This is a genomic window from Saccharothrix deserti, assembly GCF_009769385.1.
GTDB lineage: Bacteria > Actinomycetota > Actinomycetes > Mycobacteriales > Pseudonocardiaceae > Actinosynnema > Actinosynnema deserti.
In genome coordinates this window covers 219,146-245,054 of the sequence record NZ_VKAB01000001.1, presented here as the reverse complement: position 1 = coordinate 245,054, position 25,909 = coordinate 219,146, and the positions used below count along the sequence as shown (strand labels likewise).

At 71.5% G+C, this 25,909-nt stretch carries 29 protein-coding genes; 25 read left to right on the top strand and 4 right to left on the bottom strand.

Annotated features, from left to right (window positions below):
* Positions 1-5 precede the first annotated feature (5 nt).
* From FM051_RS12630 to FM051_RS12620, 3 genes are all read left to right on the top strand, one after another.
* Positions 6-485 carry a DUF4442 domain-containing protein gene (locus FM051_RS12630; protein WP_158843111.1) on the top strand — a complete coding sequence of 160 codons (480 nt, stop codon included), beginning with the start codon at positions 6-8 and terminating at the stop codon, positions 483-485.
* Positions 486-555: 70 nt separating this feature from the next.
* Complete coding sequence (locus FM051_RS12625; protein WP_158843110.1) at positions 556-1,563, top strand: aminotransferase class V-fold PLP-dependent enzyme; 1,008 nt, start codon at positions 556-558, stop codon at positions 1,561-1,563.
* A gap of 25 nt (positions 1,564-1,588) precedes the next feature.
* A complete protein-coding gene (locus FM051_RS12620) occupies positions 1,589-2,341 on the top strand; it encodes a hypothetical protein (protein ID WP_158843109.1) in 753 nt (250 codons plus the stop codon).
* Positions 2,342-2,502: 161 nt separating this feature from the next.
* On the opposite strand, the gene FM051_RS12615 is transcribed toward FM051_RS12620, so the two are convergent.
* Both FM051_RS12615 and FM051_RS12610 read right to left on the bottom strand, forming a co-directional pair.
* Positions 2,503-2,937: a ferritin-like domain-containing protein gene (locus FM051_RS12615; RefSeq protein WP_238412349.1), complete on the bottom strand. Its 435-nt coding sequence runs from the start codon at positions 2,935-2,937 to the stop codon at positions 2,503-2,505.
* Positions 2,934-3,377, bottom strand: a complete 444-nt coding sequence (locus FM051_RS12610) for a hypothetical protein (RefSeq protein ID WP_238412348.1) — start codon at positions 3,375-3,377, stop codon at positions 2,934-2,936. Before FM051_RS12610 ends, FM051_RS12615 begins: the two co-directional genes overlap by 4 nt.
* A gap of 149 nt (positions 3,378-3,526) precedes the next feature.
* On the opposite strand from FM051_RS12610, the gene rimP reads away from it, so the two are divergent.
* The 20 genes from rimP (at position 3,527) to FM051_RS12510 (ending at position 22,711) form a co-directional block, all read left to right on the top strand.
* On the top strand, positions 3,527-4,051 hold the full coding sequence (rimP, locus tag FM051_RS12605) for a ribosome maturation factor RimP (RefSeq protein ID WP_158843107.1): 525 nt from the start codon (positions 3,527-3,529) through the stop codon (positions 4,049-4,051).
* Complete coding sequence (nusA, locus tag FM051_RS12600) at positions 4,048-5,070, top strand: transcription termination factor NusA (protein WP_158843106.1); 1,023 nt, start codon at positions 4,048-4,050, stop codon at positions 5,068-5,070. Before rimP ends, nusA begins: the two co-directional genes overlap by 4 nt.
* Before the next feature lie 22 nt (positions 5,071-5,092).
* A complete protein-coding gene (locus FM051_RS12595) occupies positions 5,093-5,437 on the top strand; it encodes a YlxR family protein (RefSeq protein ID WP_158843105.1) in 345 nt (114 codons plus the stop codon).
* Positions 5,438-5,525: 88 nt separating this feature from the next.
* Positions 5,526-8,618 carry a translation initiation factor IF-2 gene (infB, locus tag FM051_RS12590; protein ID WP_158843104.1) on the top strand — a complete coding sequence of 1,031 codons (3,093 nt, stop codon included), beginning with the start codon at positions 5,526-5,528 and terminating at the stop codon, positions 8,616-8,618.
* Positions 8,619-8,687: 69 nt separating this feature from the next.
* Positions 8,688-8,984, top strand: coding sequence for a DUF503 domain-containing protein (locus FM051_RS12585; protein ID WP_158843103.1), 297 nt, complete (start codon positions 8,688-8,690; stop codon positions 8,982-8,984).
* Positions 8,985-9,032: 48 nt separating this feature from the next.
* Positions 9,033-9,482, top strand: a complete 450-nt coding sequence (gene rbfA, locus FM051_RS12580; protein WP_158843102.1) for a 30S ribosome-binding factor RbfA — start codon at positions 9,033-9,035, stop codon at positions 9,480-9,482.
* 28 nt (positions 9,483-9,510) lie between these two features.
* Entirely contained in the window at positions 9,511-10,497 is a 987-nt protein-coding gene (locus FM051_RS12575) for a DHH family phosphoesterase (protein ID WP_158843471.1), read from the top strand.
* Entirely contained in the window at positions 10,490-11,803 is a 1,314-nt protein-coding gene (locus FM051_RS12570) for an MATE family efflux transporter (RefSeq protein ID WP_158843101.1), read from the top strand. The genes FM051_RS12575 and FM051_RS12570 overlap by 8 nt, the downstream gene beginning before the upstream one ends.
* Positions 11,804-11,905: 102 nt before the next feature.
* Positions 11,906-13,228, top strand: a complete 1,323-nt coding sequence (locus tag FM051_RS12565) for an MFS transporter (protein WP_158843100.1) — start codon at positions 11,906-11,908, stop codon at positions 13,226-13,228.
* A 68-nt stretch (positions 13,229-13,296) separates the two neighbouring features.
* Positions 13,297-14,154, top strand: coding sequence for a tRNA pseudouridine(55) synthase TruB (truB, locus tag FM051_RS12560; protein ID WP_338019469.1), 858 nt, complete (start codon positions 13,297-13,299; stop codon positions 14,152-14,154).
* Positions 14,155-14,171: 17 nt separating this feature from the next.
* Positions 14,172-14,666: a hypothetical protein gene (locus tag FM051_RS50490; protein WP_202918808.1), complete on the top strand. Its 495-nt coding sequence runs from the start codon at positions 14,172-14,174 to the stop codon at positions 14,664-14,666.
* 10 nt (positions 14,667-14,676) lie between these two features.
* A complete protein-coding gene (locus tag FM051_RS12550) occupies positions 14,677-15,618 on the top strand; it encodes a bifunctional riboflavin kinase/FAD synthetase (protein ID WP_158843098.1) in 942 nt (313 codons plus the stop codon).
* Between the two features lie 90 nt (positions 15,619-15,708).
* Complete coding sequence (locus tag FM051_RS12545; protein ID WP_158843097.1) at positions 15,709-16,194, top strand: helix-turn-helix domain-containing protein; 486 nt, start codon at positions 15,709-15,711, stop codon at positions 16,192-16,194.
* A gap of 12 nt (positions 16,195-16,206) precedes the next feature.
* On the top strand, positions 16,207-16,662 hold the full coding sequence (locus FM051_RS12540) for a 2'-5' RNA ligase family protein (RefSeq protein ID WP_158843096.1): 456 nt from the start codon (positions 16,207-16,209) through the stop codon (positions 16,660-16,662).
* 122 nt (positions 16,663-16,784) lie between these two features.
* A complete protein-coding gene (gene rpsO, locus FM051_RS12535) occupies positions 16,785-17,054 on the top strand; it encodes a 30S ribosomal protein S15 (RefSeq protein WP_141981300.1) in 270 nt (89 codons plus the stop codon).
* 226 nt (positions 17,055-17,280) lie between these two features.
* The gene (locus FM051_RS12530) at positions 17,281-19,518 is read left to right on the top strand and encodes a polyribonucleotide nucleotidyltransferase (protein ID WP_158843095.1); all 2,238 of its coding nucleotides are present in this window, start codon (positions 17,281-17,283) and stop codon (positions 19,516-19,518) included.
* 110 nt (positions 19,519-19,628) lie between these two features.
* On the top strand, positions 19,629-20,936 hold the full coding sequence (locus tag FM051_RS12525) for a M16 family metallopeptidase (RefSeq protein ID WP_420803596.1): 1,308 nt from the start codon (positions 19,629-19,631) through the stop codon (positions 20,934-20,936).
* Positions 20,937-21,022: 86 nt separating this feature from the next.
* Positions 21,023-21,757 (top strand): 4-hydroxy-tetrahydrodipicolinate reductase, encoded by a 735-nt coding sequence (gene dapB, locus FM051_RS12520; RefSeq protein WP_274383570.1) that lies wholly within the window; start codon positions 21,023-21,025, stop codon positions 21,755-21,757.
* Between the two features lie 21 nt (positions 21,758-21,778).
* Positions 21,779-22,234: a tetratricopeptide repeat protein gene (locus FM051_RS12515; protein ID WP_158843092.1), complete on the top strand. Its 456-nt coding sequence runs from the start codon at positions 21,779-21,781 to the stop codon at positions 22,232-22,234.
* Positions 22,235-22,315: 81 nt separating this feature from the next.
* Positions 22,316-22,711, top strand: coding sequence for a PRC-barrel domain-containing protein (locus tag FM051_RS12510; protein WP_158843091.1), 396 nt, complete (start codon positions 22,316-22,318; stop codon positions 22,709-22,711).
* On the opposite strand, the gene FM051_RS12505 is transcribed toward FM051_RS12510, so the two are convergent.
* Positions 22,659-23,159 carry a YqaA family protein gene (locus tag FM051_RS12505; protein WP_158843090.1) on the bottom strand — a complete coding sequence of 167 codons (501 nt, stop codon included), beginning with the start codon at positions 23,157-23,159 and terminating at the stop codon, positions 22,659-22,661. The genes FM051_RS12510 and FM051_RS12505 overlap by 53 nt on opposite strands.
* 22 nt (positions 23,160-23,181) lie before the next feature.
* The gene (locus FM051_RS12500) at positions 23,182-23,733 is read right to left on the bottom strand and encodes a GNAT family N-acetyltransferase (RefSeq protein ID WP_158843089.1); all 552 of its coding nucleotides are present in this window, start codon (positions 23,731-23,733) and stop codon (positions 23,182-23,184) included.
* 64 nt (positions 23,734-23,797) lie between these two features.
* Between FM051_RS12500 and FM051_RS12495 the strand changes: the two genes are divergently transcribed.
* Entirely contained in the window at positions 23,798-24,658 is an 861-nt protein-coding gene (locus FM051_RS12495; protein ID WP_158843088.1) for an EamA family transporter, read from the top strand.
* Positions 24,659-24,683: 25 nt separating this feature from the next.
* The gene (locus tag FM051_RS12490; RefSeq protein WP_158843087.1) at positions 24,684-25,895 is read left to right on the top strand and encodes a winged helix-turn-helix domain-containing protein; all 1,212 of its coding nucleotides are present in this window, start codon (positions 24,684-24,686) and stop codon (positions 25,893-25,895) included.
* Positions 25,896-25,909: the final 14 nt, after the last annotated feature.

The window sequence follows — 25,909 nt, the reverse complement described above, 5'->3', positions numbered from 1 at the left end:
GCGTCGTGAAGGCTTCCCGTCTGCGTCGCGGCTTGAACCTGTGGCCCCCGTTCCTGTTCGCGGGCATCCGCGTGGTCGAGCTGTCCGACGACTACCGCCACGTCCGGGTCCGGCTGCGGATGCGCTGGTGGAACCGCAACTACGTGGGCACCCACTTCGGCGGCTCGCTGTTCGCGATGACCGACCCGTTCTGGATGCTGCTCGTGCTGCACCACCTCGGCCGCGAGCACCTGGTGTGGGACCGGGTGGGTGAGATCGAGTTCGTGAAACCGGGTCGCGGCACCGTCTACGCCGAGTTCCGGCTGACCGACGAGCAGTTGGACGAGGTCCGCTCGCTCGTCGCGGAGGGCGGCAAGGCGCTGGTCTGGTTCTCCACCGACGTGGTGGACGAGAGCGGCGAGGTCGTCGCCCGCACCCGCAAGCAGGTCTACGCCCGGCGCAAGAACCGCGAGCACTCGACCACCTCCGGCTCCGCGACCGCCTAGCGGCCCCACCGGCGACCACCCGCCGACTATTCGGTGGACGGTCGGGGCTTCGAGGCCGTGTGATGATCCCATGCGCGCAGCCTTCGGCACGACCTTCGACGTCCCCCTCGGCTACCTGAACACCGCGGGCACCGGTGTGCCGCCATCACCCGTCGCCGCGGTCGTCGCGGACGCCGTGCGGCGGTGGTCGACCGGCGCGGACGGTTCCGGTGAGGTCGTCGCCCAGGTGGCCACGGCGCGGAACGCGTTCGGTCAGCTGGTGGGCGTGCCGGCGGAACGCGTGGCGATGGGCGCGTCGGTGTCCCAGCTCGTGTCCCTGGTGGCGGCCGGACTGCCCGCCGACGCGTCGGTGCTGGTGGCGCGCGGCGACTTCACCAGCCTGACGTTCCCGTTCGCGGCGCGGGGCCTGCGGGTCACCGAAGTCGACCTGGACGAGATCGTGTCCGCCGCCGGCGCGCACGACCTCGTCGCGGTGAGCGTGGTGCAGTCCGCGGACGGGCGGGTGGTGGACCTCGAAGGGCTGCGCGCGACCGGTGTGCCGGTGCTGCTGGACGCCTCGCAGGCCGTCGGCTGGCTGCCGTTGGAGCTGGAGTGGGCGGACTGGGTGGTGGCCGCCGGGTACAAGTTCCTGATGGCGCCGCGCGGGTGCGCGTGGTTGGCGTGCTCGCCTTCGGCCTTGGAGCGCACGGTGCCCGTGGCGGCGAACTGGTTCGGCGGGGACGACCCCTGGAGCACGGTGTACGGGCTACCGCTGCGGCTGGCGTCGGACGCGCGGCGGCTCGACCTGTCGCCGGTGTGGCTGTCCCAGTTCGGCGCGGCGGCGTCGCTGCCCTACCTGGCGTCGCTCGACCTGGCGGCCGTCCGCGACCACAACGTGGCGCTGGCCGACGCCGTGCTGACCGGTCTCGGGCTGCCCGCGCGCGGGTCGGCGATCGTGTCGCTCGACCTGCCGTCGGCGGGGGAACGGCTGGCGGCCGCGGGAGTGCGGTCCAGCATGCGCGCCGGACGGGTGCGGCTCGCGTTTCACCTGTACAACACGGTGGAGGATGTCGATCTCGTGCTCAAAGCGCTCAGCTGACTCTCGTCCGTTACCGTGGGTCTTTGTGTCGGTCCCTCCCGAATCACCAGAAGAGGTGACGCAGCGGATACCTCCCATCCGGCCGTCGGACACCGCGCCGCTGTGGCGGTCGGAGATCGGCCAGTTGGACTCGCTGCTGAACTCGCCGCCGCCGCCTCGGCCGTCCCGGCCACCCGCGGCGGCGCTGTCGCGTCGCGGGACGCTGCTCAAGGGCCTCGGGCTGCTCGGCGTGGCCGTGGTGTCCGGGCTGGTGTGGCTGGTGGTGATGCCGAAGGGCGAACCGTCCGGCACACCTGTCACTACGTCCGCGCCGCCCGGTGAGTTCACCTTCGCCAAATCCCCGGACGTGCCGGAGCCGCTGAAGGACAGCAACTGCGCGCCGCACGCGTACGGGCAGACCAAGGTGTTCCTGACCGAGACGCCGTGCCAGCAGCTCACCCGCGGCCTGTACACGACCACCACCCCGGACGGGTTGACGGTCTACACGTCGGTGTCGGTGGTGCGGATGAAGACCGTCGCGGACGCCGCCAAGCTGAAGGACCTGACCAGCCGCGACGGCACCGGCAACGTCAACGACCTGGTCAAGGACGGCGCGGTGCGGGTGCCGAACCTGACCACGCTGGCCAACGGCGGTTTCGCGGCGCAGCAGCAGGAGCGCGACGTGATCATCATCGAGTCGGACTCGGTGAAGCACGGCCCCGACGAGGCCTCGCACAACCGCCTGATGAAGCGGATCAGCAACGACGCCTTCCGCCTGGCCGCCGACCTGGACTCCTGACCACCACCGGTTCCTGACCGCCACCGGCTCGCGACCGACCCCACCGGCTCACGACCGAGCGCCGCCGAGTTGTCCACAGCCCGGCTTGCGGTGCGCGAAATCGTCGGTCCCCGCCGGCAGAATCAAGACAGGGGTCCCCTGGCGGGGACCCCTGCGGAGCGTCAGCCCACCCCGGCGCCCGGGAACGTGATCGACGCCGGCGTCAACCCGGCCACCTTGCGCCACCGCGTCGCGCGCACCGCCGACACGGTCAACGCGTCCAGCGCCGACTGCCGCAGCGCCCCGTCCTCGGTCCGCTCCAACACCCCGCGCCACGCCACGCACGAGTCCGTCTCCACCGCGATCAACGCCGCGATCGCCGACGCCGCGCTGTCCACCGGCTGCGGCGGCAGGTAGGCGGCCGCCGGGGGTCTCGGGGTGGCTCCGGCGTCACGCAACCACCGCTCCGTCACGTCCCGCCGCGCCCGGTGCGCGTTCGCGCCGTCCGCCACCGCCGCCGCCTGCTGCGGGACCGTGATGAACGCGCTGACCAGCCCGTACGTCCACACCGCCGCGTGCTCGGCACTCAACGCGTCCTGCACCGCGTCCACGCTCACGACAACGCCTCCACCAGGCTCGCGCACCCGGCCGCCACCGAGGCGACCAACCCCACCCGGTACGTCTGCACCGACGCCACCAGGGCACCCGCCTGCTTCTGCGCCGCCTGCAACGCCGGCACCAACGCCTCCCGCGACGCGCCCGCCGGCGGCGGCACCGAAGCCGACGTCGTCGGCGGCACCGACGACCCAGGCACCCGCGGCGTCGCCCGGTCCACCTCGGCCTGCAGCCGCGCGGCGTGCTCGGTCCGCGCGGCGGCCGTCTCGGGCGCGCCGACCGCCGTGGCCAGCGCGGCGTCCGACAGCGCCGCCTTCACCAGCTCCGCCAGCGGGTCCGGGGGCGGTGGAGGGGGTGGGGGTGTGGTGCACGCGACTGCCAACGGTGCCGTGGCCGCCGCCAGCAGCACTCCGCGCCTGCTGAACGCCGTTCTACCGATCACGTGTACCGATCCTGCCAGAGCCGCCGCCTTCGCCCGTGGCACGTGGGAGGTCGCCGAACGAGATAGTCTGGGCGACCACGGCCGGCGAAGTGCAGCGTCGGCCGGGGTTGCCGTGCCCTCTGCACTCGAACAGAACATGGAGTCACCACGTGTCCAGCCCGCCGCGCGGAGAACTCGCCGCGCAGCTAGCACCCGTCGTGCGGGAGGCGGTCGAGGCCATCGGCTTCGACCTCGAACTGCTCGACGTGAACCAGGCTGGGCGTCGCAGGCTGGTCAAGGTGGTCGTCGACGGTGACGAGGGGATCGGGCTGGACGAGGTGGCGCAGGCCAGTCGCGCCGTGTCCGCCGCCCTCGACGCCCACGAGCACCTGATCGCGGGGCCGTACACGCTCGAGGTCACCTCGCCCGGCGCGGACCGCCCGCTCACCAAGCCGCGCCACTGGAAGCGCAACCGGCTGCGCCTGGTGAAGGTCAAGCAGCCGGACCAGGTCGAGTGGTTCGGCCGGGTCGGCGATGCCGACGACACCGGCGTCGTGCTGCTGGTCAAGGGCGAGCTGCGCCGCGTCGAGTACAAGACGATCGAGCGCGCCGTCGTCGAAGTCGAGTTCAAGCAGCCGCCGGTCGAAGAGCTCGCGCTCCTCGAAGGCAAGCACCTGAAGGAGGAGTCGGAGTGAACGTCGACATCGCCGCTCTCAGGGCGATCGAACGGGACAAGGACATCCCCTTCGACACGGTTCTCGAAGCCATCGAGACCGCCCTGCTGACCGCCTACAAGCACACCGAGGGCCACCACTCGCACTCGCGGGTGGAGATCGACCGCAAGACCGGCATGGTGCGCGTGCTCGCGCAGGAGCTGAACCCCGACGGCACGGTGGCCGAGGAGTGGGACGACACCCCCGAGGGGTTCGGCCGCATCGCCGCCACCACCGCCCGCCAGGTCATCCTGCAACGCCTGCGCGACGCCGAGCACGAGCGCACGTTCGGCGAGTTCTCCGCCAAGGAGGGCGAGATCATCGGCGGTGTCGTGCAGCGCGACGCCCGCGCGAACGCCCGCGGCATGGTCGTCGTGCAGATAGGGGACACCGAGGGCGTGCTGCCGCCCGCCGAGCAGGTGCCCGGCGAGTCCTACGAGCACGGCTCGCGGCTCAAGTGCTACGTCGTGGGCGTGTCCCGCGGCACCCGCGGCCCGCAGATCACGTTGTCGCGCACGCACCCGAACCTGGTCCGCCGGCTGTTCGCGCTCGAGGTGCCCGAGATCGCCGACGGCACCGTGGAGATCCCCGCGGTGGCACGTGAGGCAGGTCACCGTTCGAAGATCGCGGTCCGCACCACGGTGCCCGGCGTCAACGCCAAGGGCGCGTGCATCGGACCGATGGGCGCCCGGGTGCGCAACGTCATGAGCGAGCTGGCCGGCGAGAAGATCGACATCATCGACCACTCGGACGACCCGGCCACGTTCGTCGGGAATGCCTTGTCACCGGCGAAGGTTGTATCGGTGCGGGTGCTCGACGAGCGCGCCAAGACCGCACGTGTCGTGGTGCCGGACTTCCAGCTCTCCCTCGCCATCGGCAAGGAGGGCCAGAACGCCCGGCTGGCCGCCCGGCTGACCGGTTGGCGCATCGACATCCGCAGTGATGCGGAGGCCGGCGGGTCCGCGCCGGCGGGCGCATCGGCATCCGGTTCGGCTGAATAGGCAATAGGGGATAGACTTCTCAGTGGTTCAACGTCGGGGATCGGATCTCAAGCACATCGGCCCGGTTCGTACGTGCATAGGATGCCGCGCTCGGACGTTGCCCTCCGAGCTGCTGCGCGTGGTGGTCGTGGACGGGACTGTGGTCCCGGACACACGTCGACGGTTGCCCGGTAGGGGAGCATGGCTGCACCCCGATCCGGACTGCCTCCGCAACGCCGAGAAGCGACGGGCGTTCCCCAGGGCCTTCAGGGTCCAGGGGGCGCTCGACGTGGAACGCGTGCGCGGTCATCTCGAGCAGTGTGGGCAGGAGGTCGCGGGATCGCCCCGTGACCAGCAGGAAGCAAGGAAGCAGGTCGACCCGTCATGAGTCAGCCGTGAAGCTGAAGACATGAACGCGCGACGTTAAGACGAGGTCGACGGGACTTGCCCGCCGGCCTCCCTCACAGAGGAGTGCAGTGGCAGGTAAGGCCCGCGTGCACGAGCTCGCCAAAGAGCTCGGTGTCACGAGTAAAGAACTACTGACCAAGCTCGCCGATCAGGGCGAGTACGTGAAGTCCGCGTCCAGCACCGTCGAGGCCCCGGTGGCCCGGCGGCTTCGTGACGCCTACGCCAAGAACGACGGCAAGTCCAAGCCGGCCGGCGCCCGCCCGGCGCCGCCGAAGCCGGCCCAGTCCGCCCAGTCCGGCGAGACCAAGAGCGACACGACCCCGCGTCCGCCGGCACCCGCCGGCAAGCCCGGTCCGCGTCCCGTGCCCGGTCCCAAGCCGATGGCCCCGAAGCCGGTGGCGAAGCCCGCCGCGCCTGCTCCCGCAGCTCCGGCCCCCGCGCCGCAGCAGCAGCCCCAGGCTCCCGCTCCGGCCGCTCCGGCTCCGGCTGCCGCACAGGCACCCGCTCCGGCCGCCGCGCCGCAGCAGCAGCCCCAGCAGGCGCCTCAGCAGACGCCGCGGACCAGTGGCCCCGGCCCGCGTCCCGGCCCCCGCGCACCGCAGCAGCAGCCCGCGGCCGCGCAGAACACCCCCCCGTCCGTGGTCCCGCCGCGCCCGCAGTCTCCCAAGCCTGCCGGTCCGCGGCCCCCGCGTCCGGGCAACAACCCCTTCGGTGTCGGCGGTGGCGCTCCCGCGCCGCGTCCGCAGGCCCCGCGTCCGGCCGCGCCCGGTGGCGGCGAGCGGCCGTCCGGCCCCAAGCCCGGTGACTCGCGTCCGGCCGGTCCCCGTCCGGGTGGCTCCGGCGGCGGTCCCGGCGGTCCGCGTCCGAACCCCGGTAACATGCCGCCTCGGCCGAACCCGGGCATGATGCCCGGTCGTCCGGCGCCCCGCCCCGGTGGCGGTGGTGGCGGCGGCGGTCGTGGCCCCGGCGGTCCCGGTGGTGGCGGCGGTGGCCGTGGCCCCGGTGGCGGCGGCGGTGGCGGTCGTCCCGGTGGTGGCGGTGGCGGTGGCGGCGGCTTCCGTCCCGGTGGCGGCGGTGGCGGTGGCGCCGGTGGCGGCTTCCGTCCTGGTGGTGGCGGTGGCGGTGGCGGTGGCTTCCGTCCCGGTGGCGCCGGTGGCGGCGGCGGTGGCGCACCGGCCGGTGGTGGCGGCGGTTTCCGCGGTCGTCCCGGTGGTGGCGGTCCCGGTGGACGCGGCGGTGCCGCGGGCGCCTTCGGCCGTCCCGGTGGTCCGGCGCGTCGTGGCCGCAAGTCGAAGCGGCAGAAGCGCCAGGAGTACATGGACAACATGCAGGCGCCGTCGGTCGGTGGCGTCCGCCTGCCCAAGGGCAACGGCGAGTCGATCCGCCTGCCGCGTGGCGCTTCGCTGACCGACTTCGCCGACAAGATCAACGCCAACCCGGCTTCGCTGGTGCAGGTGCTGTTCCACCTCGGCGAGATGGTCACCGCGACGCAGTCGGTGTCCGACGAGATCCTGGAGCTCCTGGGCTCCGAGATGAACTACAACGTGCAGGTCGTGTCCCCCGAGGAGGAGGACCGCGAGCTGCTGGAGACGTTCGACATCACCTACGGCGACGACGCCGGCGGCGAGGACGACCTCCAGATCCGGCCGCCGGTCGTGACCGTCATGGGTCACGTCGACCACGGTAAGACGCGCCTGTTGGACACCATCCGCAAGGCGAAGGTCGCCGAGGGCGAGGCGGGTGGCATCACCCAGCACATCGGCGCCTACCAGGTGCGCACGGAGCTCGAGGGCAACGAGCGCCTGATCACGTTCATCGACACCCCGGGTCACGAGGCGTTCACCGCCATGCGTGCGCGTGGTGCGAACTCGACCGACATCGCGGTCATCGTGGTGGCGGCCGACGACGGCGTGATGCCGCAGACGGTGGAGGCGATCAACCACGCCCAGGCGGCCAACGCGCCGATCGTGGTCGCGGTCAACAAGATCGACAAGGAGGGGGCCAACCCCGCCAAGATCCGCCAGCAGCTCACCGAGTACGGGCTGGTCGCCGAGGAGTATGGCGGCGACACGATGTTCGTCGACATCTCGGCGAAGCAGGGCATCAACATCGACGGCCTGCTGGAAGCGATCCTGCTGACCGCCGACGCGTCGCTCGACCTGCGGGCCAACCCGGAGATGGAGGCGCAGGGCGTCGCCATCGAGGCGCACCTCGACCGCGGTCGCGGTCCGGTGGCCACGGTGCTGGTGCAGCGCGGTTCGCTCCGCGTGGGTGACTCGATCGTGGCGGGCGCCGCCTACGGTCGCGTGCGCCGCATGGTCGACGAGCACGGTGTCGACGTCACGGTGGCGACGCCGTCGCGTCCGGTGCAGGTCATCGGCCTCACCTCGGTGCCAGGCGCGGGCGACACGTTCCTCGTGGTCGAGGAGGACCGGGTGGCCCGGCAGATCGCCGAGCGCCGCCAGGCCCGCAACCGCAACGCGATGAACGCCGCGAAGCGCAAGCGCGTCAGCCTGGAAGACCTGGACGCCGCGCTGAAGGAGACGAGCGCTCTCACCCTGATCATCAAGGGCGACAACTCGGGTACCGTCGAGGCCCTCGAGGACGCGCTCATGAAGATCGAGGTCGGCGACGACGTCGAGCTGCGGGTCATCCACCGCGGTGTCGGTGGCATCACCGAAGGCGACATCAACCTCGCCGTCGCGGGTAGCGCCATCGTCCTGGGCTTCAACGTCCGGGCCGAGGGCAAGGCCACCGAACTCGCCAACCGCGAGGGCGTGGACGTCCGCTACTACACGGTGATCTACCAGGCGATCGACGAGATCGAGCAGGCCCTGAAGGGCATGCTCAAGCCGGAGTACGAAGAGGTCCAGCTGGGCCGCGCGGAGGTCCGCGAGGTCTTCAAGTCCTCCAAGGTCGGCACGATCGCGGGTTGCCTCGTGATGTCGGGCGAGATCCGCCGCAACGCGCGGGCCCGCCTGCTGCGCGACAACAACGTCATCCAGGAGAACCTGCCGATCAGCTCGCTGCGGCGGTTCAAGGAAGACGCGACCGAGGTCCGCGAGGGCTTCGAGTGCGGTCTGACGCTCGGCAACTACAGCGATCTGAAGGTCGGCGACATGATCGAGACGTTCGAGATGCGCGAGAAGCCGCGCGCCTGATCGTCTTCAGCCGGGTGCGGGGCCGTCGGAACCGGCGGCCCCGCACCCTTGAACACCTGGTGATCATCTGTGTTCGTAGGTGCGCTCGAGTTGGACGTGCTGCTCGGTGACGTCCACTCGTTGAAGCAGAAGCGGTCCGTGGTCAAGCCCGTCGTGGCGGAGCTGCGCCGCAGGTTCGAGGTGTCGGTCGCCGAGGCGGGCCACCTGGACCTGCACCGACGCGCGCTGATCGGAGTGGCGGCCGTCGCCGCCGACGCCGAGCATGTGAGGGACGTCATGGTCGCGTGCGAGCGACTGGTGGCCGGGCGCCCCGAACTGGAACTTCTCTCCGCCCGCCACAGGCTCGTCGGGCCGGAGGACGACTAGCAACCGTCGCCGACGAGGCGACGAATCGGACGACAGGAGGGGAGCGCCGTGGCCGACCAGGCACGGGCTCGCAAGCTCGCCAAGCGGATCTCGCAGATCGTGGCTTCCGCGTTGGAGCACGAGGTGAAGGACCCCCGGCTGGCCCGCGTGACCATCACCGACACGAGGGTGACCGGCGACCTGCACGACGCCACGGTCTACTACACGGTGCTCGGCGAGAAGCTGGACTCCGAGCCGGACCTCGCGGGCGCCGCCGCGGCGCTGGAGAAGGCCAAGGGCGTGCTGCGCACGATGGTCGGCCAGCAGACCGGTGTGCGGTTCACGCCGACCCTGTCGTTCGTCACCGACACCGTGCCCGCCGAGGCGCGTCGGATGGACGAACTGCTGGCCAAGGCACGTGAGCTGGACGCCGAGGTGGCGCGCATCGCGCACGGTGCGGAGCCCGCGGGCGAACCCGACCCGTACAAGCCTCCGCGTGAGACCGAGGACGCCGACTAGCGTTCTCGTCGTGCGCAACGACCCGAGCTTGTCCGACGACCTGAGCGCCGACCTCGCCGAGGCGGCCCGCGTCCTGTCCACGGCCACCGATGTCACGCTGCTGGCCCACGTGAACCCCGACGCCGACGCGCTGGGGAGCGCGTTGGCGCTGGGCCTGGCCCTGCACCGCCGCGGTGTGGCGGTCCGGGTGTCGTTCGGCGCGCCGGACGACGTGCCGGAGACGTTGCGGAACCTGGACGTGGAGGGCCTGCTGGTGCCCGCCGCCGAGGTGCCCGCAGCGCCGCCCGTGCTGGTGGCGTTGGACACCGGCAGTGTCGGGCGGCTCGGGCCGTTGGCCGATCGGGTGTCCACCGCCGGTGTGGTCGTGGTGTTGGACCACCACGTGTCGAACCCGCGGTTCGGGCACGTGAACGTGGTCGACGACCGGGCCGAGGCGACCGCGATCGTGGTGCTGCGGCTGCTGGACGTCCTCGGCGTCGAGCTGGACGAGCCGGTGGCCCGGTGCGTCTACGCGGGTCTGGTGACGGACACCCGGTCGTTCCGGCACGCGTCGGCGTCGACGCACGAGGTGGCGGCCCGGCTGCTCGCGGCCGGGGTGGACGCCGAGGCGGTGGCCCGGCCGCTGATGGACTCTCACCCGTTCGGGTATCTCGGGATGTTGGCGAAGGTGCTGAGCCGGGCGTGCCTGGAGCGGGAGGCCGCGGGCGGGCTGGGGCTCGTGCACGCCGTCGTGACGTTGGAGGACGCCTCCGGGCTGCGGCCCGAGGAGGTGGAGAGCGTGGTCGACCTGGTGCGCACGGCGGACGAGGCCGAGGTGGCGGCGGTGCTGAAGGAACTGCGGCCGTCGACGTGGTCGGTGTCGTTGCGCGCGGTGAGCAAGGTGGACGTGCGCGAGGTGGCGCAGCTGCTCGGCGGCGGCGGCCACCGCCTGGCCGCCGGTTTCACCGCTGCCGGGTCTGCCGACCGGGTCCTGGCCGACCTGCGTGCCGCCCTCGACACCGTCGCCCGTGGCTGAACGCGATCAGGAACGGGTACCGGCGCGGCGGGTCATCGGGCTGGCCGCGCCCGCTTTGGTGGTGCTGGCGGCCGAGCCGCTGTACGTGCTGGTGGACACCGCCGTGGTCGGGCACCTCGGCGCGCTGCCGCTGGCCGGGCTGGCGTTGGGCGGCGTGCTGTTCACGCAGGTCGCCACCCAGCTGACGTTCCTGTCCTACGGCACCACCGCCCGGACCGCACGGCTGTTCGGCGCGGGTCGGCGGCCGGAGGCCGTGGAGGAGGGCGTCCAGGCGACGTGGCTCGCACTGGCCGTCGGCGCGCTGGTGATCCTGCTCGGTCAGCTGCTGGCCGGACCCGCCGCACGGCTGCTGGCCGGTGAGGGCGCGGTGGCGGACAACGCCGTCGCGTGGCTGCGGATCGCGTTGTTCGGCGCGCCGTTCGTGCTGGTCACGATGGCGGGCAACGGGTGGATGCGCGGCGTGCAGGACACCGCCCGCCCGCTGCGGTACGTGCTGGTCGGCAACGGCATCTCGGCCGTGCTGTGCCCGGTCCTGGTGCACGGCGCGCACTGGGGGCTGGAGGGCTCGGCGGTCGCGAACGTGATCGCGCAGGTGCTGTCGGCCGGGTTGTTCTTCAAGGCCCTGCGTTCGGAACGGGTCAGCCTCCGGCCGGACCGGCACCGGATGCGGGCGCAGTTGGGCCTCGGGCGTGACCTCGTGCTGCGCAGCCTCGCGTTCCAGGCGTGCTTCCTGTCCGCCGCGTCCGTCGCCGCCCGCACGTCGGTCGGTGCGCTGGGCGCGCACCAGGTCGTGTTGCAGCTGTGGACGTTCCTCGCGCTCGTGCTGGACTCGTTGGCGATCGCCGCGCAGTCGATCGTGGGCGCGGCGCTCGGCGCGCAACGGCGCGAGCAGGCACGGCGGTTCGCGTGGCAGGTCACCTTGTACGGGCTGTGGTTCGGCGTGCTGCTCGGGGTCGTGTTCGCGGCGCTGTCCGGCCCGTTGCCGCTGCTGTTCACCGACGATCGGGCGGTGCTGGACGAGATACCGCACGCCTGGTGGTTCTTCGTCGCGTTGCAGCCGGTGGCCGGGGTGGTGTTCGCGCTGGACGGCGTGCTGCTCGGCGCGGGTGACGCGAGGTTCCTGCGCACCGCCACGCTGGCGTCGGCGGCGTTCGGCTTCCTGCCGCTGGTGTGGGCGTCCTACGCGTTCGGCTGGGGGCTGGTCGGGATCTGGAGCGGGCTGTCGGCGTTCATGGTGCTGCGGCTGGTCCTGGTGCTCCTGCGGACCCGGTCGGGAGAGTGGGCGCGGGTCGGCGCGGTGTGGTGACCGTGCGCGGTGTGGTGATGAGCACCTCGGGAATCGTTAACAGTAGGCAACTGTTTCTCGATATCGGGAGTGCCGCCGCACGGAAGCCTTAGGAGACCCGCCTTGCCGGTCGATCGTGCCACCAGACAAGCGTGGCTGATCTGGTCAACCGCCGTCGTCGTCTACATCGCCGCGCTCTTCCACCGGACTTCCCTCGGTGTGGCCGGCCTGGAGGCCGGCGACCGCTTCTCCATCGGACCCGCCGCGCTCGGCACGTTCACCGTGCTCCAGATCGGCCTCTACGCGCTGATGCAGATCCCCACCGGCCTGCTGGTGGACCGCTTCGGCCCGCGCCGCGTGCTCACCGCCGCCGCCCTGCTCATGGGCACCGGCCAGGTCCTGTTCGCGATCGCCGACTCCTATCCCCTGGGCCTGGCCGCACGTGCCGTCCTCGGCATCGGCGACGCCATGACGTGGATCAGCGTGCTGCGCCTGGCCGCCGCCCACTTCCCGCCGCGCCGGTTCACGGTCGTGATGACGCTGTCCGCCGCACTGGGCGGCGCGGGCAACTTCGTGGCCACGGTGCCGTTGACGCTCCTGCTGGACAACGCCGGCTGGACGGTGACGTTCCTGATCGCGGGCCTGGCGACGGCGCTGTACGCGGGAGTGGTCGCGTGGCGGGTCCGCGAGGTGCCCGCCGGCGTGCCGCTCCCGGTGGTCGAACCCGTGCCGTTTCGCGGCCTGGGCGCCCGGGTGAAGGACGCCTGGTGCGAGCCGAGGACGCGGCTGGGGTTCTGGGTGCACTTCACGTCCATGGCTACGCCCGCGCTGCTCGGCCTGCTGTGGGGCTTCCCGTACCTGGTCGAGGCACAGGGCCTGTCGCGTCCGTCGGCGTCGGCGGTGCTGAGCACGTTGGTGCTGGTGGCGATCGTGGCCGGGCCGCTGATGGGCACGGTGATCGCGAGCCGGCCGGAGTGGCGGATGCCGATCGTCGGCTGGTACCTCGCCGCGGCCGTGCTGTGCTGGGCGGTGCTGCTCGGCTGGCCGGGCGGCGTGCTGCCGACTCCGGTGCTGTACCTGCTGTTCGCGGTGCTGGCGGTGGGCAACCCGGTGTCCGGCGTGGCGTTCGCGCTGGTGCGCGACTACAACCCGATGCACCGGGTGAGCACGGCGACCGGTGTGGCGAACGTCGGCGGGTTCGGCGCGGTCACGTTCACCGCGCTCGTCGTGGGCGTGCTGCTGGACGTGGTCGAGCCCGTGGTCGCGGCGCCGCAGGCGTACCGGATCGCGTTCCTTTCCGTGGTGGCGGTGCTGCTGGTCGGCGTGTGGCGCACGGTCGTGTGGTGGCGTCGGGCGCGCACCGCGGTGTTCGCCGCCGAGGACCGGGGCGAGGATGTGCCCGTGCAGTTGCGTCGCCGGCGTTGGGACGTCTTCGCCGAGGCCTAGGATGCTCGGTCGTGTCCGCATCTTCTGGTACCCGCTCGTCCAGGCCCGCTGTCCCGCCCGGTCTCGTCGTGATCGACAAGCCCGACGGCATGACCTCGCACGACGTGGTGGCCAAGGTCCGCCGCATCCTCGGCACCCGCAAGGTCGGGCACGCGGGCACGCTCGACCCGATGGCGACCGGCGTGCTCGTGCTCGGCATCGAGCGGGCCACGAAGCTGCTCGGCCACCTGGCGCTGGACAGCAAGGCGTACCTGTCGACGATCCGCCTCGGCACCTCCACCACGACCGACGACGCCGAGGGCGAGGTGCTGGCCGAGGTCGACGCGTCCGACGTGGACGAGGACGCGATCCGGGCCGGGGTGGCGAAGCTGACCGGCCCGATCGAGCAGGTGCCGAGCGCGGTGAGCGCGGTGAAGATCGACGGCAAGCGCGCGTACGCGCGGGTCCGGGCCGGTGAGGTCGTGGAGATCCCGGCGCGCCCGGTCACCGTGCACCGCTTCGACGTGCTGTCGATCCGCCGCGAGGACAACGCCACCGAGCTGGACGTGATGGTGGAGTGCTCGTCCGGGACGTACGTGCGCGCGCTGGCCCGCGACCTGGGCGCGGACCTCGGTGTCGGCGGCCACCTGGCGGCGCTGCGCCGCACCCGCGTCGGCCCGTTCGACCTGCGCGTGGCCAAGACCCTGGAGCAGCTGGAGAACGCGCCGGGCCTGTCCCTCGACCTCGACGCCGCCGTGTCGACCGCGTTCCCGCGCCGCGAGATCGCGCCACGCGAGGCGGTCGCCCTGTCGCACGGCCAACGCCTGGCCGCCGGCGGGCTGGACGGCACCTACGGCGTGTTCGGCCCGGACGGGCACGTGGTGGCGCTGGCCAAGGACGAGGGGCCGATCGCCAAGCCGTTGGTGGTACTCAACGCCGCCGGGTAGGCCCTACCGTGGACGCCATGGCGAGATGGATGTGGCCGGCGGCGGCCGGTCTGGTGACGTCGGGCACCGGGGTGGCGATCAACCTGGCCACGGACGGTGGCGGGAACCCCTGGGCGTGGGCGGCGGTCGTGCTGCTCACGGCGTCGGGCGTGGTCATCGCGATGCGCGTGCAGCCGGTGACAGCGGCGGACGCACCCACAACCGCACCCACACCGACAACCGCACCGACACCGACAACCGCACCGACACCGACAACCGCACCGACACCGCCACCGGCCGCCGCGCCGACACCGGAACCGGCCCCCGCACCGGAACCGCGGACGCGGCCGCGCACCGTGCACAACACCTACACCGCCAACAGCCCCGTGACCGGCCCCGTCCTCCAGGTGGGCTTCGTCGACCAGCTCAACGTCGACAAGCTCGACTCGTCGACCACGGTCAACCAGAACGCGATCGCCCACGAGGGTGGCACGATCTACCAGGCCGGACGGGACGTCAACCCCAACCCGTAGGCTTGCCCGCGTGCAACGCTGGCGAGGGCTTGACCACCTACCGGGCGGCTGGGGCCGCTGCGTCGTGACCATCGGCGTGTTCGACGGGGTGCACCGCGGGCACCAGGCGTTGATCAACCGGGCCGTCGGGTTGGCCGCGGAGAAGGGCGTGCCCAGCGTCGTCATCACCTTCGACCCGCACCCGTCCGAGGTGGTCCGGCCGGGCAGCCACCCGGCCCAGCTGACCAGCCTGCACCGGCGTGCCGAGCTGGTCGAGGGCCTGGGCGTGGACGTCTTCTGCGTGATCCCGTTCACCGCCGAGGTGGCGCGCATGCCCGCCGACGAGTTCGCGCACGAGGTGCTGGTGGACCGGCTGCACGTGGCCGCCGTGGTGGTGGGGGAGAACTTCACCTTCGGCCACAAGGCGGCGGGCAACGTGGACCTGCTGCGCGCGTTGGGCAAGCGGTTCGGCTTCGTCACCGAGGGAGCCGATCTGGTGACCGACGACGGGTTGACGTACTCGTCGACCTACATCCGGGCGTGCATCGACGCGGGTGACGTGTCCACCGCCGCCCAGGCGCTCGGCCGGCCGCACCGGTTGGAGGGCATCGTGGTGCGCGGCGACGGTCGCGGCAAGGAACTGGGCTTCCCCACGGCCAACCTGTCCACCGCGCGGTTCGCCGCCGTGCCCGCGGACGGCGTGTACGCGTGCTGGTTCGTGCACGGCTCCGGCCGCCGCCTGAAGGCCGCGGTGAGCGTGGGCACCAACCCGACGTTCTCCGGCCGGGAACGGCGGGTCGAGGCGTTCGTGCTGGACGTGGACGAGGACTTCTACGGGCAGCGGGTGGCGCTGGACTTCGTCGACCGGCTGCGCGACATGGAGAAGTTCGACAGCGTCGAGTCGCTGCTGGAGCAGATGCACCGCGACGTCGCCGTGACCCGTGACCTCCTGGTCGACGCGGATGGCGCCTGACGGTTGAACCAGCTGGGTGGAACCGTCCGTGTGACACCTGACCACCTGGCAAGATGCCTGTCACGTCCGTCGGTCAGGGGAGAGGCGAAGGTGGAGGACCACAAGATCGTCCAGCGCAATCTCGCGTTGCAGCGGGAGTGGTACGGGGAACCCCTGGGGGACCGGGTGCGGCGGCTTGTGGTCGCGTTCAGCGTCTCGCAGGCGCAGCTCGCGGACGTGCTGGGGATCAGCGCGCCCATGCTGAGCCAGGTGATGAGCGGCCGGCGGGCCAAGATCGGCAACCCCTCCGTGCTGGCCCGGATGATCATGTTGGAGCGCAAGGTCCTCACCCCCGACGTGGCCAGCGGCGCCCCCGAGGCGTTGCAGCGCGCGCTGGAGGACGTGCGCCAGTCGAAGCCGACGGTGAGCCGCGACTCACTGCCCGTGAACGGCACCGACGACGAGGCCGTGGTGTTCCCGTTCCTGCGCCGGCTGGCCGACCGCCGCGAGCTGTCGCAGGCCGCCGACGTGCTGGGCGAGGACTTCCCGGCGCTGGCGGAGCTGCTGCGCCGCGCGGGCAAGGGCCGCGAGGTCTGAGAACCCGCCCCGGTGAGCCTGTTCTCCGCCATCTTCCCGCCGGACGACGTCGTCGAGGAGCTGCACGACGCCCTCCGCCCCGTCCGCGAGGCGCACCCCCGGCTCCACTGGCAGCACCCGGCACGCTGGCACGTCACGGTCCGGTTCTTCGGCGAGGCCGAGCCCGCCGGTCAGCTCGCCGGCCTCGAACGCGTGTCCGCGCCCGTGCTGAGGCTGCGCGGCAGCGGCGCGTTCCGGCACGTGCTGTGGATCGGGGTGGACGGCGAGCTGGCCGAACTGGGCGAGGCGGCCGGGGTGCCGCTGGACTGGCGTCCACATCTGACGGTCGCCCGCGGTGGCGGCGTGCTGCCGCACGTGGAGTTCACCGGTCGTGAGTGGACCGCGACGGAGGTCGTGCTGGTGCGCAGCCGCCGGCCGGAGGGCTACACGGTGCTGGACCGAGTGCCCTTGAGCACGTCAAACGCGTAGTCCGCGGGCACTGCTGGTAACCTCGACAGTTGGGTCTGGCTGCGGTCCGTGGCGGCCAGCACCGACTACCCCGCTCATTCGGGGCCGCACGGCACTTAACCAGCACAAGGAGTAACGAACACGTGGCACTGACCACTCAGGAAAAGAAGACCATCCTCGCCGAGTACGGCGTCCACGACACGGACACCGGTTCCGCCGAGGCCCAGGTCGCGCTGCTGAGCAAGCGCATCGCCGACCTGACGGAGCACCTGAAGAAGCACAAGCACGACCACCACTCGCGTCGTGGCCTGCTCCTGCTGGTCGGCCGGCGTCGCCGGCTGCTGAACTACCTCCAGAAGGTGGACATCCAGCGCTACCGCGCCCTCATCGGGCGGCTCGGCCTGCGCAGGTGAGACGTGCCGAGGGGGAGTGACCACCACGGTCACTCCCCCTCGGCGTAATTCGACAACAAAGACGAGGGACGCAGACGCGCGGCGCACGGGACGACAGTTCGCCGGTCCTCGGTAGTGGCCCCCTGGTAGAGGAAACCCAGGGGACTTCGATCGAAGACCGGCCTCGTCCGAACCGCGATCCCGCGCCTGAGCGCGCTGTGGCCCGCATGACGAGGAGTATCCGCACATGACGGACATCGAGGTCCACGAGACTTCAGCCGTGATCGACAACGGTCGTTTCGGCGCCCGTACCATCCGCTTCGAAACCGGTCGCCTGGCCCGCCAGGCGGCGGGCTCGGTCGTCGCCTACCTGGACGACGAGACGATGCTGCTGTCGGCGACGACGGCGTCGAAGCACCCCAAGGAGCACTTCGACTTCTTCCCCCTCACGGTGGACGTCGAGGAGCGCATGTACGCCGCGGGCCGCATCCCCGGCTCGTTCTTCCGCCGCGAAGGCCGCCCGTCGACCGACGCGATCCTGACCTGTCGCCTCATCGACCGGCCGCTGCGCCCGTCCTTCGTGGACGGTCTGCGCAACGAGATCCAGGTCGTCATCACGGTGATGAGCCTGAACCCGCAGGACCTGTACGACGTGGTGGCGATCAACGCCGCGTCCGCGTCCACGCAGCTCGCGGGTCTGCCGTTCTCCGGCCCCATCGGCGGCGTCCGGGTGGCGCTGATCGAGGGCCAGTGGGTGGCGTTCCCGACCCACGAGCAGCTGGAGAAGGCCGTGTTCGACATGGTCGTCGCCGGCCGTGTCGTCGGTGACGACGTCGCGATCATGATGGTCGAGGCCGAGGCCACCGACAACGTCATCGACCTGATCGGCGAGGGCGCGCAGGCGCCAACCGAAGAGGTCGTGGCCGCCGGTCTGGAGGCGTCCAAGCCGTTCATCAAGGCGCTGTGCGACGCGCAGGCCCAGCTGGCGCAGGTCGCGGCGAAGGCCACCGGCGAGTTCCCGACCTACCCGGCCTACCAGGCCGACGCCTTCGAGGCCGTCGAGCAGGCCGCGGGCGGCGAGCTGGCGCAGGCGCTGACCATCGGCGGCAAGCAGGACCGCGAGTCCCGCATCGACGAGATCAAGGCGTCGGTGCTGGAGAAGCTGGCCGAGCAGTTCGAGGGTCGCGAGAAGGAGGTCGGCGCGGCGTTCCGCTCGCTGACCAAGAAGCTCGTGCGCCAGCGCATCCTGCGCGAGAAGGTGCGCATCGACGGTCGCGGCCTCACCGAGATCCGGTCGCTGTCGGCCGAGGTCGAGCTGATCCCGCGGGCGCACGGCTCGGCGCTGTTCGAGCGCGGCGAGACCCAGATCCTGGGTGTCACCACGCTGAACATGCTGCGCATGGAACAGCAGATCGACTCGCTGTCCCCGGAGACGCACAAGCGCTACCTGCACCACTACAACTTCCCGCCGTTCTCCACCGGTGAGACCGGCCGCGTGGGCTCGCCCAAGCGCCGCGAGATCGGCCACGGCGCGCTGGCCGAGCGGGCGCTGATGCCCGTGCTGCCCAAGCGAGAGGAGTTCCCCTACGCGATCCGCCAGGTGTCCGAGGCGCTGAGCTCCAACGGCTCGACGTCGATGGGCTCGGTCTGCGCGTCCACGATGTCGCTGCTCAACGCCGGTGTGCCGCTGAAGGCGCCGGTCTCGGGCATCGCCATGGGCCTGGTGTCGGACGAGGTCGACGGCAAGACGGAGTACGTCGCGCTGACCGACATCCTCGGCGCCGAGGACGCGTTCGGCGACATGGACTTCAAGGTCGCCGGCACCAAGGAGTTCGTCACCGCGCTCCAGCTCGACACCAAGCTGGACGGCATCCCGTCCGAGGTCTTGGGCGCGGCCCTGGGCCAGGCCCGTGACGCGCGCCTGACCATCCTGGAGGTCATGGCCGAGGCCATCGACAGCCCGGACGAGATGAGCCCGTTCGCGCCGCGCGTGACGTCGGTGAAGATCCCGACCGACAAGATCGGCGAGGTCATCGGCCCGAAGGGCAAGATGATCAACTCGATCACCGAGCAGACCGGCGCCGACATCTCCATCGAGGACGACGGCACGATCTACGTCGGCGCGGCGGACGGCCCGTCGGCCGAGGCCGCGATCGGCCTGATCAACGCGATCGCGAACCCGCAGCTGCCGAAGGTGGGCGAGCGCTTCCTGGGCACCGTGGTGAAGACCGCGGCGTTCGGCGCGTTCGTGTCCCTGCTCCCGGGCAAGGACGGCCTGATCCACATCTCGAAGCTGGGCAACGGCAAGCGCATCGCCAAGGTCGAGGACGTGGTCAAGGTCGGCGACAAGCTCCAGGTGGAGATCGCCGACATCGACCAGCGCGGCAAGATCAGCCTGGTCCTGGTCAACGACGACGCCGAGTCGGCCCCGGCCGGCGACGCGCCCGCCCAGGACACCGCACCCGCCGAGGCCCCTGCCCAGTGAGGGTTGGCTCCGTGACGGTTGGCGTCAACGGGACGGCCGCGAGTGCTTCTGGCACTCGCGGCCGTCCGCTTACCCGCAGGCTCGGCCACCTCCAGAAGCCCGGCAGCACGGTGGCGTTGGAACGCGGTGACGCGGGCGTGGCCGTGCGCCGCAGCGTGCTGCCGTCGGGTCTGCGGGTCATCACCGAGCGGATCCCCGGTGTGCGGTCGGCGTCGGTGGGCCTGTGGGTGCAGGTCGGGTCGCGCGACGAGCGGATCGAGGTCGCGGGCGCGGCGCACTACCTGGAACACCTGCTGTTCAAGGGCACCGCGAACCGCACGGCCGCGCAGATCGCCGAGGAGATCGACGCGGTCGGCGGCGAGCTGAACGCGTTCACCGCCAAGGAACACACCTGCTACTACGCGCACGTCCTCGACGAGGACCTGCCGTTGGCGATGGACCTGGTGTGCGACGTGGTGTTCGACGCGCTGTGCGAGCCGCGTGACTTCGAGACCGAACGCGGTGTCGTGCTCGAAGAGATCGCGATGCGCGACGACGACCCGGAAGACCTGCTGCACGACGCGTTCCTCGACGCCCTGCTGGGCGAGCACGCGCTGGGACGGCCGGTGCTGGGCACCGAGCAGTCCATCGGGGACATGGACCGCGACGCGCTGTTCGGGTTCTACAAGCGCCGCTACACGCTGCCGCGGATGGTGCTCGCGGTGGCGGGCAACATCGACCACGCGCAGGTGATGCGCTTGGTGCGCAAGCAGATCGGGGACCGGCTGGACCGCGTCGGCACGCCCGTCGCACCGCGCGCCGGCCGGGCCCGCATCCCCGGTTCGCGCAAGCTCGTGCTGCACACCGACGACACCGAGCAGGCGCACCTGATGCTGGGCGTGCGCGGACTGGACCGGCACGACGAGCGTCGGTTCGCGTTGAACGTGCTGAACGCGGCGCTGGGCGGCGGCATGAGCTCGCGGCTGTTCCAGGAAGTCCGGGAACGGCGCGGCCTGGCGTACCAGGTGTACTCGTCGGTGGGCATGTACGCGGACGCGGGCACGTTGTCGATCTACGCGGGCTGCCAGCCGGACCGGCTCGGCGACGTGGCCGGTGTGGTGCGCGACGTGCTGTCCACCGTGGCCCGTGAAGGGCTGGCCGACGCGGAGGTGGCCCGCGGCAAGGGGCAGCTGCGCGGCGGGCTCGTGCTGGGCCTGGAGGACACCAGCTCGCGGATGTCGCGCATCGGCAAGGGCGAGCTGAACTACGGCGACTACCTGTCCGTGGAGCAGACGTTGGCGCGCATCGACGAGGTCACCTCGGACGAGGTGGCGACGTTGGCGCGTGACTTGCTGCGGCGTCCGATCGCCGCCGCAGTCGTCGGCCCTTACGCTCACGCCGACGATCTGCCGTCCCAGGTGCACGAGGTGATCTCTTGAGTTCCCAGTCCTCGCCCGAACCCGCAAGCGAGTCTTCGGAATCCCAGCTCGACTCCGCGAGCGAGTCTTCGGCCGAACCACTCCGAGTGGGCGTCATCGGCGCCCGGGGCCGCATGGGCGCCGAGGTGTGCCGCGCGGTCGAGGCCGCGCCGGACATGGAAGTCGTCGCGATGGTCGACGCGGGCGACTGGCTGTTCAACCTGGCCGACGCCGGGGCCGAGGTGGTGGTCGACTTCACCAGCCCCGAGGTGGTGATGGACAACATCCGGTTCTGCGTCGACAACGACATCCACGCCGTCGTGGGCACCTCGGGGTTCGACGCCCAGCGGCTGGCCAAGGTCGCGGAGTGGCTGGAGCCGAAGCCGGGGCTGGGTGTGCTGGTCGCGCCGAACTTCGCCATCGGCGCGGTGCTGTCCATGCGGTTCGCCGAGCTGGCCGCCCGGTACTACGAGTCGGTCGAGGTCATCGAGCTGCACCACCCGCGCAAGGTGGACGCGCCCTCCGGAACGGCCGCGCACACCGCCCGGCTGATCTCGCAGGCGCGCGAGGTGGCGGGCCTGGGCCCGATGCCGGACGCGACGACCCAGGAGGCGCCGGGCGCGCGCGGGACCCTGGTGGGCGACGTGCGGGTGCACTCGCTGCGCGTGGCCGGGCTCATCGCGCACCAGGAGGTCGTGTTCGGCACCGAGGGCGAGACGCTGACGCTGCGGCACGACTCGCTGGACCGCAAGTCGTTCATGCCGGGTGTGCTGCTGGCCGTGCGGTCGATCGCCCGGCACCCGGGGTTGTCCGTGGGGCTCGACAAGTTCATGGACCTCTGACCCGGTGAAGACCCTGTCCCGATGAACACCCGTACCGTCGCGATCCTCATCACCGCCGCGTTGGCGGTGTACTTCGTGCTGCTCGGCGGCCGGGCCGTGGTGCTGCTGGGCACCGGCGACCCGGTCGGCATCGGTCTCGGTGTCGGCGTGCTGCTGCTGCCGCTGATCGGCGCGTGGATCGCGTGGACGAACCTGAAGTTCGGTTTCACCACCGAGCGGATGGCGCGGCAACTCGACGCGGAGGGCGGTCTCCTCGACACCTCCGGGTTGCCGCGCCGTCCGTCCGGGCGGGTGGACCGGGAGGCCGCCGACGCGTGGTTCGAGGAGCGCCTGGCCGACGTCGAGGCGCGGCCGGAGGACTGGCGGGCGTGGTTCCTGCTGGCCCAGGCGTACGACCTGGCCGGTGACCGGGGCCGGGCGCGGGAGACCATGCGCAAGGCCATCGACCTGTTCCCATCCCCGGCGAATCGGGTCTGAACCCGCTCACGCTCATTCAGCGGTCACACGACCGGGTGGTTCGACGTGCATTCACCCGAATGGCCGGGTAGCCGATTGAGCATGGATCGATCAGCGGTGGACCGCCTCTACGACTGTGACCTGCTCGACCGGCACGGCCGGCCCATCGGACCGGTCACCGAACTGTGGCTCGCCGACGGCCGCCCGCTGTGGGCCGCGGTGCGCAGGAACGGGGGCACCACACTCGTGCCCATCCGCGGCGCCCAGGTGCGCGACCGCAGGCTCGTCGTGCCGGTGGACAAGCGCGAGGTCGAGGACGCGCCTCGGGTCGACGGACCGGAGCTGTCCGACGCCGCCCACGTCGAGCTGCACGACCACTACGGGTTGACGCTCCCGGAGCAGCGCCTGGTGCGCTACGAACGCGGCGGGGGCCCACCCGCGGGCGTCAGTGCACCAACCAGCCGGCCAGTGCGGCGGGGGAGGCGGCCAGCACGGTGAACCGGGCGAACCGGCCGATCATGCCGGTGGAGACGAAGAGCCAGGACGACATGCCGGCCAGACCGGCCAGCACGCAGGTGAACATGAACGGCGGTAAGCCGACCACCGAGCTGACCGCGTGCGTGCCGAACATCCACTGCGGGTGCCGGTGGCAGCGCACGCGCACCCACTCCAGCCGCGTCTTCCACTTCTGCCGCCAGGGCGACAACGGCTTGGCCGGCTTCTCCTTGCGCCTCAATAACGCGGGCAGGTGCAGCGAACCGCGTGCGGCCAGGAAGTAGAACATCTTCCCCAGCACCTGGCCCACGGCCACCACGAGCCCGATCCACCAGCACGAGATGCCGGGTTGTTGGGTCACCAGGCCGACCACGAAGATCTCGATGCTGATCAAAGGCAGCAACGAGGAACCGAACGCGACGCCGAACGTGAGGCACAACCACCCGAGCACCCGGCCGAGGCTACCCGTGCTCTCAGGACGTCAGCAGTAGGGACAACCCCCCGGTCACCCTTATTTCGCGCAACGGTCGTCCGCCGGCGTCCAGGGTGCGCACCGTGCCGTCGGCCTCCCAGTCCGCCTTGCCGTAGAAGCCGATCGAGGCCTTGTCCGCCTCCGGCACCCACGCGACACCCCTGGTGGCACCGGCTTCACTCAGGTGCCGGGCCGCCGTGGCGAGCAGCCTGCCGCCGTGCCCGCGTCGTCCCCAGCGCGGTTCCACCAGCACGCTCACCAGTGCCGTTGTCGCGGCGTCCTCGGGCAGGGAGCCGTCCGCGCGGGCCACTTCTTCTTCGGGGGCCATCCCGGCGATGCAGAAACCGACCGTCCAGGTGCCTTCGAAGGCGACGAACACCTGACCGTCCTCGACCGCCTCGGCCCACGCGGGAGAGGTCTCGTCGACGTCGATCGCTTGCAGGACTTCGGCGGGCAGGAGGTCCTTGTAGGCGGTTCGCCAGGTGTCTCGGTGGATGCGGGCGATCTCCGCCACGTCGTCGGGCTGCGCGGTGCGCACTGTGGCGTCGGCCATACGGGAACCCTAGCGGCGGAAATCCGCGTGATTCCGCCTGGTGCCGCGTGAAAGCGTCGGTGACGTGCGTTGGGCAGCGTTGGGCGTCGTGTACGTGGTCTGGGGTTCCACCTACCTGGCCATCCGGTTCAGCATCGAGTCGATGCCGCCGCTGCTGTCGGGCGGGACCAGGTTCCTCGCCGCCGGGCTGGTGTTGGCGCTGCTCGTGGCGTGGCGGGGCAGTCTGCGGATGACGCGGCGGCAGTTCGGCGCGGCGGTGCTGCTGGGACTGCTGTTGCCCGCGTGGGGCAACGGGCTCGTGGTGCTGGCCGAGCAGTCGGTGGCGTCCGGGCTGGCGGCGCTGCTGGTGGCGTCCGTGCCGCTGTACGTGGTGCTGATGCGGCGGTTCGCCGGGGAACGGCCGCACAAGGTGACGTACGCGGGCGTGGCGATCGGGCTCGTCGGGTTGGCGGCGTTGTTGTTGGACGACGTGGGCCAGTCGTCGTGGTGGGGGCCGTGGGTGGTGCTGCTGGCGGCGTTCGGGTGGGCGCTGGGGTCGTTCCTGAGCGGTCGGCTGCCCACGCCCGCGAACCCGTTCGCGCTGTCGGCGGTGGAGATGTTGGCCGGCGGGGCGGCGTTGACGATCGTCGGGCTGGTCGCGGGGGAGCGGGTGTCGTTCGGCGCGATCACCACGTCGTCGTGGGTCGCGTGGGGGTACTTGGTGGTGTTCGGGTCGCTGCTGGCGTTCAGCTCGTACGTGTACGTGCTGGGGCAGTTGCCGGTGTCGACCGTGGCGACCTACGCGTACGTGAACCCGGTGATCGCGGTGGTGCTCGGGGTGTGGCTGGCCGACGAGAGGTTCGGGCTGTTCCAACTGCTCGGGGGCCTGCTGGTGGTGCTGGCGGTGCTCCTGGTCGTGCGGGCCGAGCGGAAATGTCGTACCTGAGTGGGAGTATCCCGGCGTGCAGAAGATGAGCGCAGACGTCGCCCGCCGCATCGCGTTGGCCGCGCAGGGTTTCGCCGACCCGCGGCCCGCCGCCGCGCCCACCCGGCGGCACCTCCAGAAGGTGCTGTCACGCGTGCGGCTGTTGCAGCTCGACTCGGTGAACGTGGCCGTCCGCGCGCATTACATGCCGTTGTTCAGCAGGGTCGGTGCGTACGCGCCGTCGTTGCTGGACGAGGCGGCGTGGTCGCACAGCGCCCGCAAACCGCGCTTATTGGTGGAGTACTGGGCGCACGAGGCGAGCCTGGTGCCGGTGGAGGACTGGCCGCTGCTGCACTCCGGGGCCAAGCGGCCGGGGTGGTGGAAGGGGTACACGGCGATCGCCGAGCGCTCGCCGCAGCTGGTGGACGACATCCTGGCGGTGGTGAAGGAACTGGGGCCGGTCGGCGCCGGTGCGATCGAGAAGGCGTTGGCCGGTGGCGGGCCGCGGGCCAAGGAGCACTGGGGCTGGAACTGGTCCGAGGTCAAGAAGGTGTGCGAGTACCTGTTCGGCGAGGGCGCGTTGACGACGGGGTCTCGGCGCAGCTTCGAGCGGCTGTACGACGTGACCGAACGCGTGCTGCCGCCGGAGGTGCTGGCCAGGCGGATGTCGATCTCGGCCGAGGAGGGTTCGCGCGAGCTGGTGGCCCGTGCGGCGACGGCTTTGGGTGTGGCGACGGAGCCGGACCTGCGTGACTACTACCGGCTCCAGCCCGCGCGCAGCCGGCAGGCCGTGGCGGAGCTGGTCGACGCCGGTGTGCTCGAGCCGGTCGAGGTGCAGGGCTGGGGCGTGCCCGCGTACAAGCACGTCGAGGCGCGCGTGCCGCGCAGGATCACCGGCCGGGCGTTGCTGTGCCCGTTCGACCCGTTGATCTGGGAGCGGGCCCGGACGGAGCGGATCTTCGACTTCTTCTACCGGATCGAGATCTACGTGCCGGCGCAGAAGCGGGTGCACGGGTACTACGTGTTCCCGTTCCTGCTGGACGGCGAGCTGGTGGGGCGGGTGGACCTGAAGGCGGACCGCGCCGCGGGCGTGCTGCGCGTGCAGGCGGCGTACTCGGAGCCGACCGCCGACATCGGCCGCGTCGCCGTCGAACTGGCCGCCGAGCTGCGCCACATGGCCGACTGGCTGGAGCTGGACGACGTCGAGGTGATGCCCCGCGGCGACCTCGCGCCGACCCTCAAGGCGGTCACCCGCTGACCGCCACCATCCGA

Bases quoted from the DNA above. Each gene is read 5' to 3' on its own strand.
- FM051_RS12625 (WP_158843110.1), top strand. From the start codon at position 556: ATGCGCGCAGCCTTCGGCACGACCTTCGACGTCCCCCTCGGCTACCTG.
- FM051_RS50490 (WP_202918808.1), top strand. From the start codon at position 14,172: ATGGCGAGATGGATGTGGCCGGCGGCGGCCGGTCTGGTGACGTCGGGC.
- FM051_RS12530 (WP_158843095.1), top strand. From the start codon at position 17,281: ATGACGGACATCGAGGTCCACGAGACTTCAGCCGTGATCGACAACGGT.
- FM051_RS12515 (WP_158843092.1), top strand. From the start codon at position 21,779: ATGAACACCCGTACCGTCGCGATCCTCATCACCGCCGCGTTGGCGGTG.
- FM051_RS12510 (WP_158843091.1), top strand. From the start codon at position 22,316: ATGGATCGATCAGCGGTGGACCGCCTCTACGACTGTGACCTGCTCGAC.
- FM051_RS12500 (WP_158843089.1), bottom strand. From the start codon at position 23,733: ATGGCCGACGCCACAGTGCGCACCGCGCAGCCCGACGACGTGGCGGAG.
- FM051_RS12490 (WP_158843087.1), top strand. From the start codon at position 24,684: ATGAGCGCAGACGTCGCCCGCCGCATCGCGTTGGCCGCGCAGGGTTTC.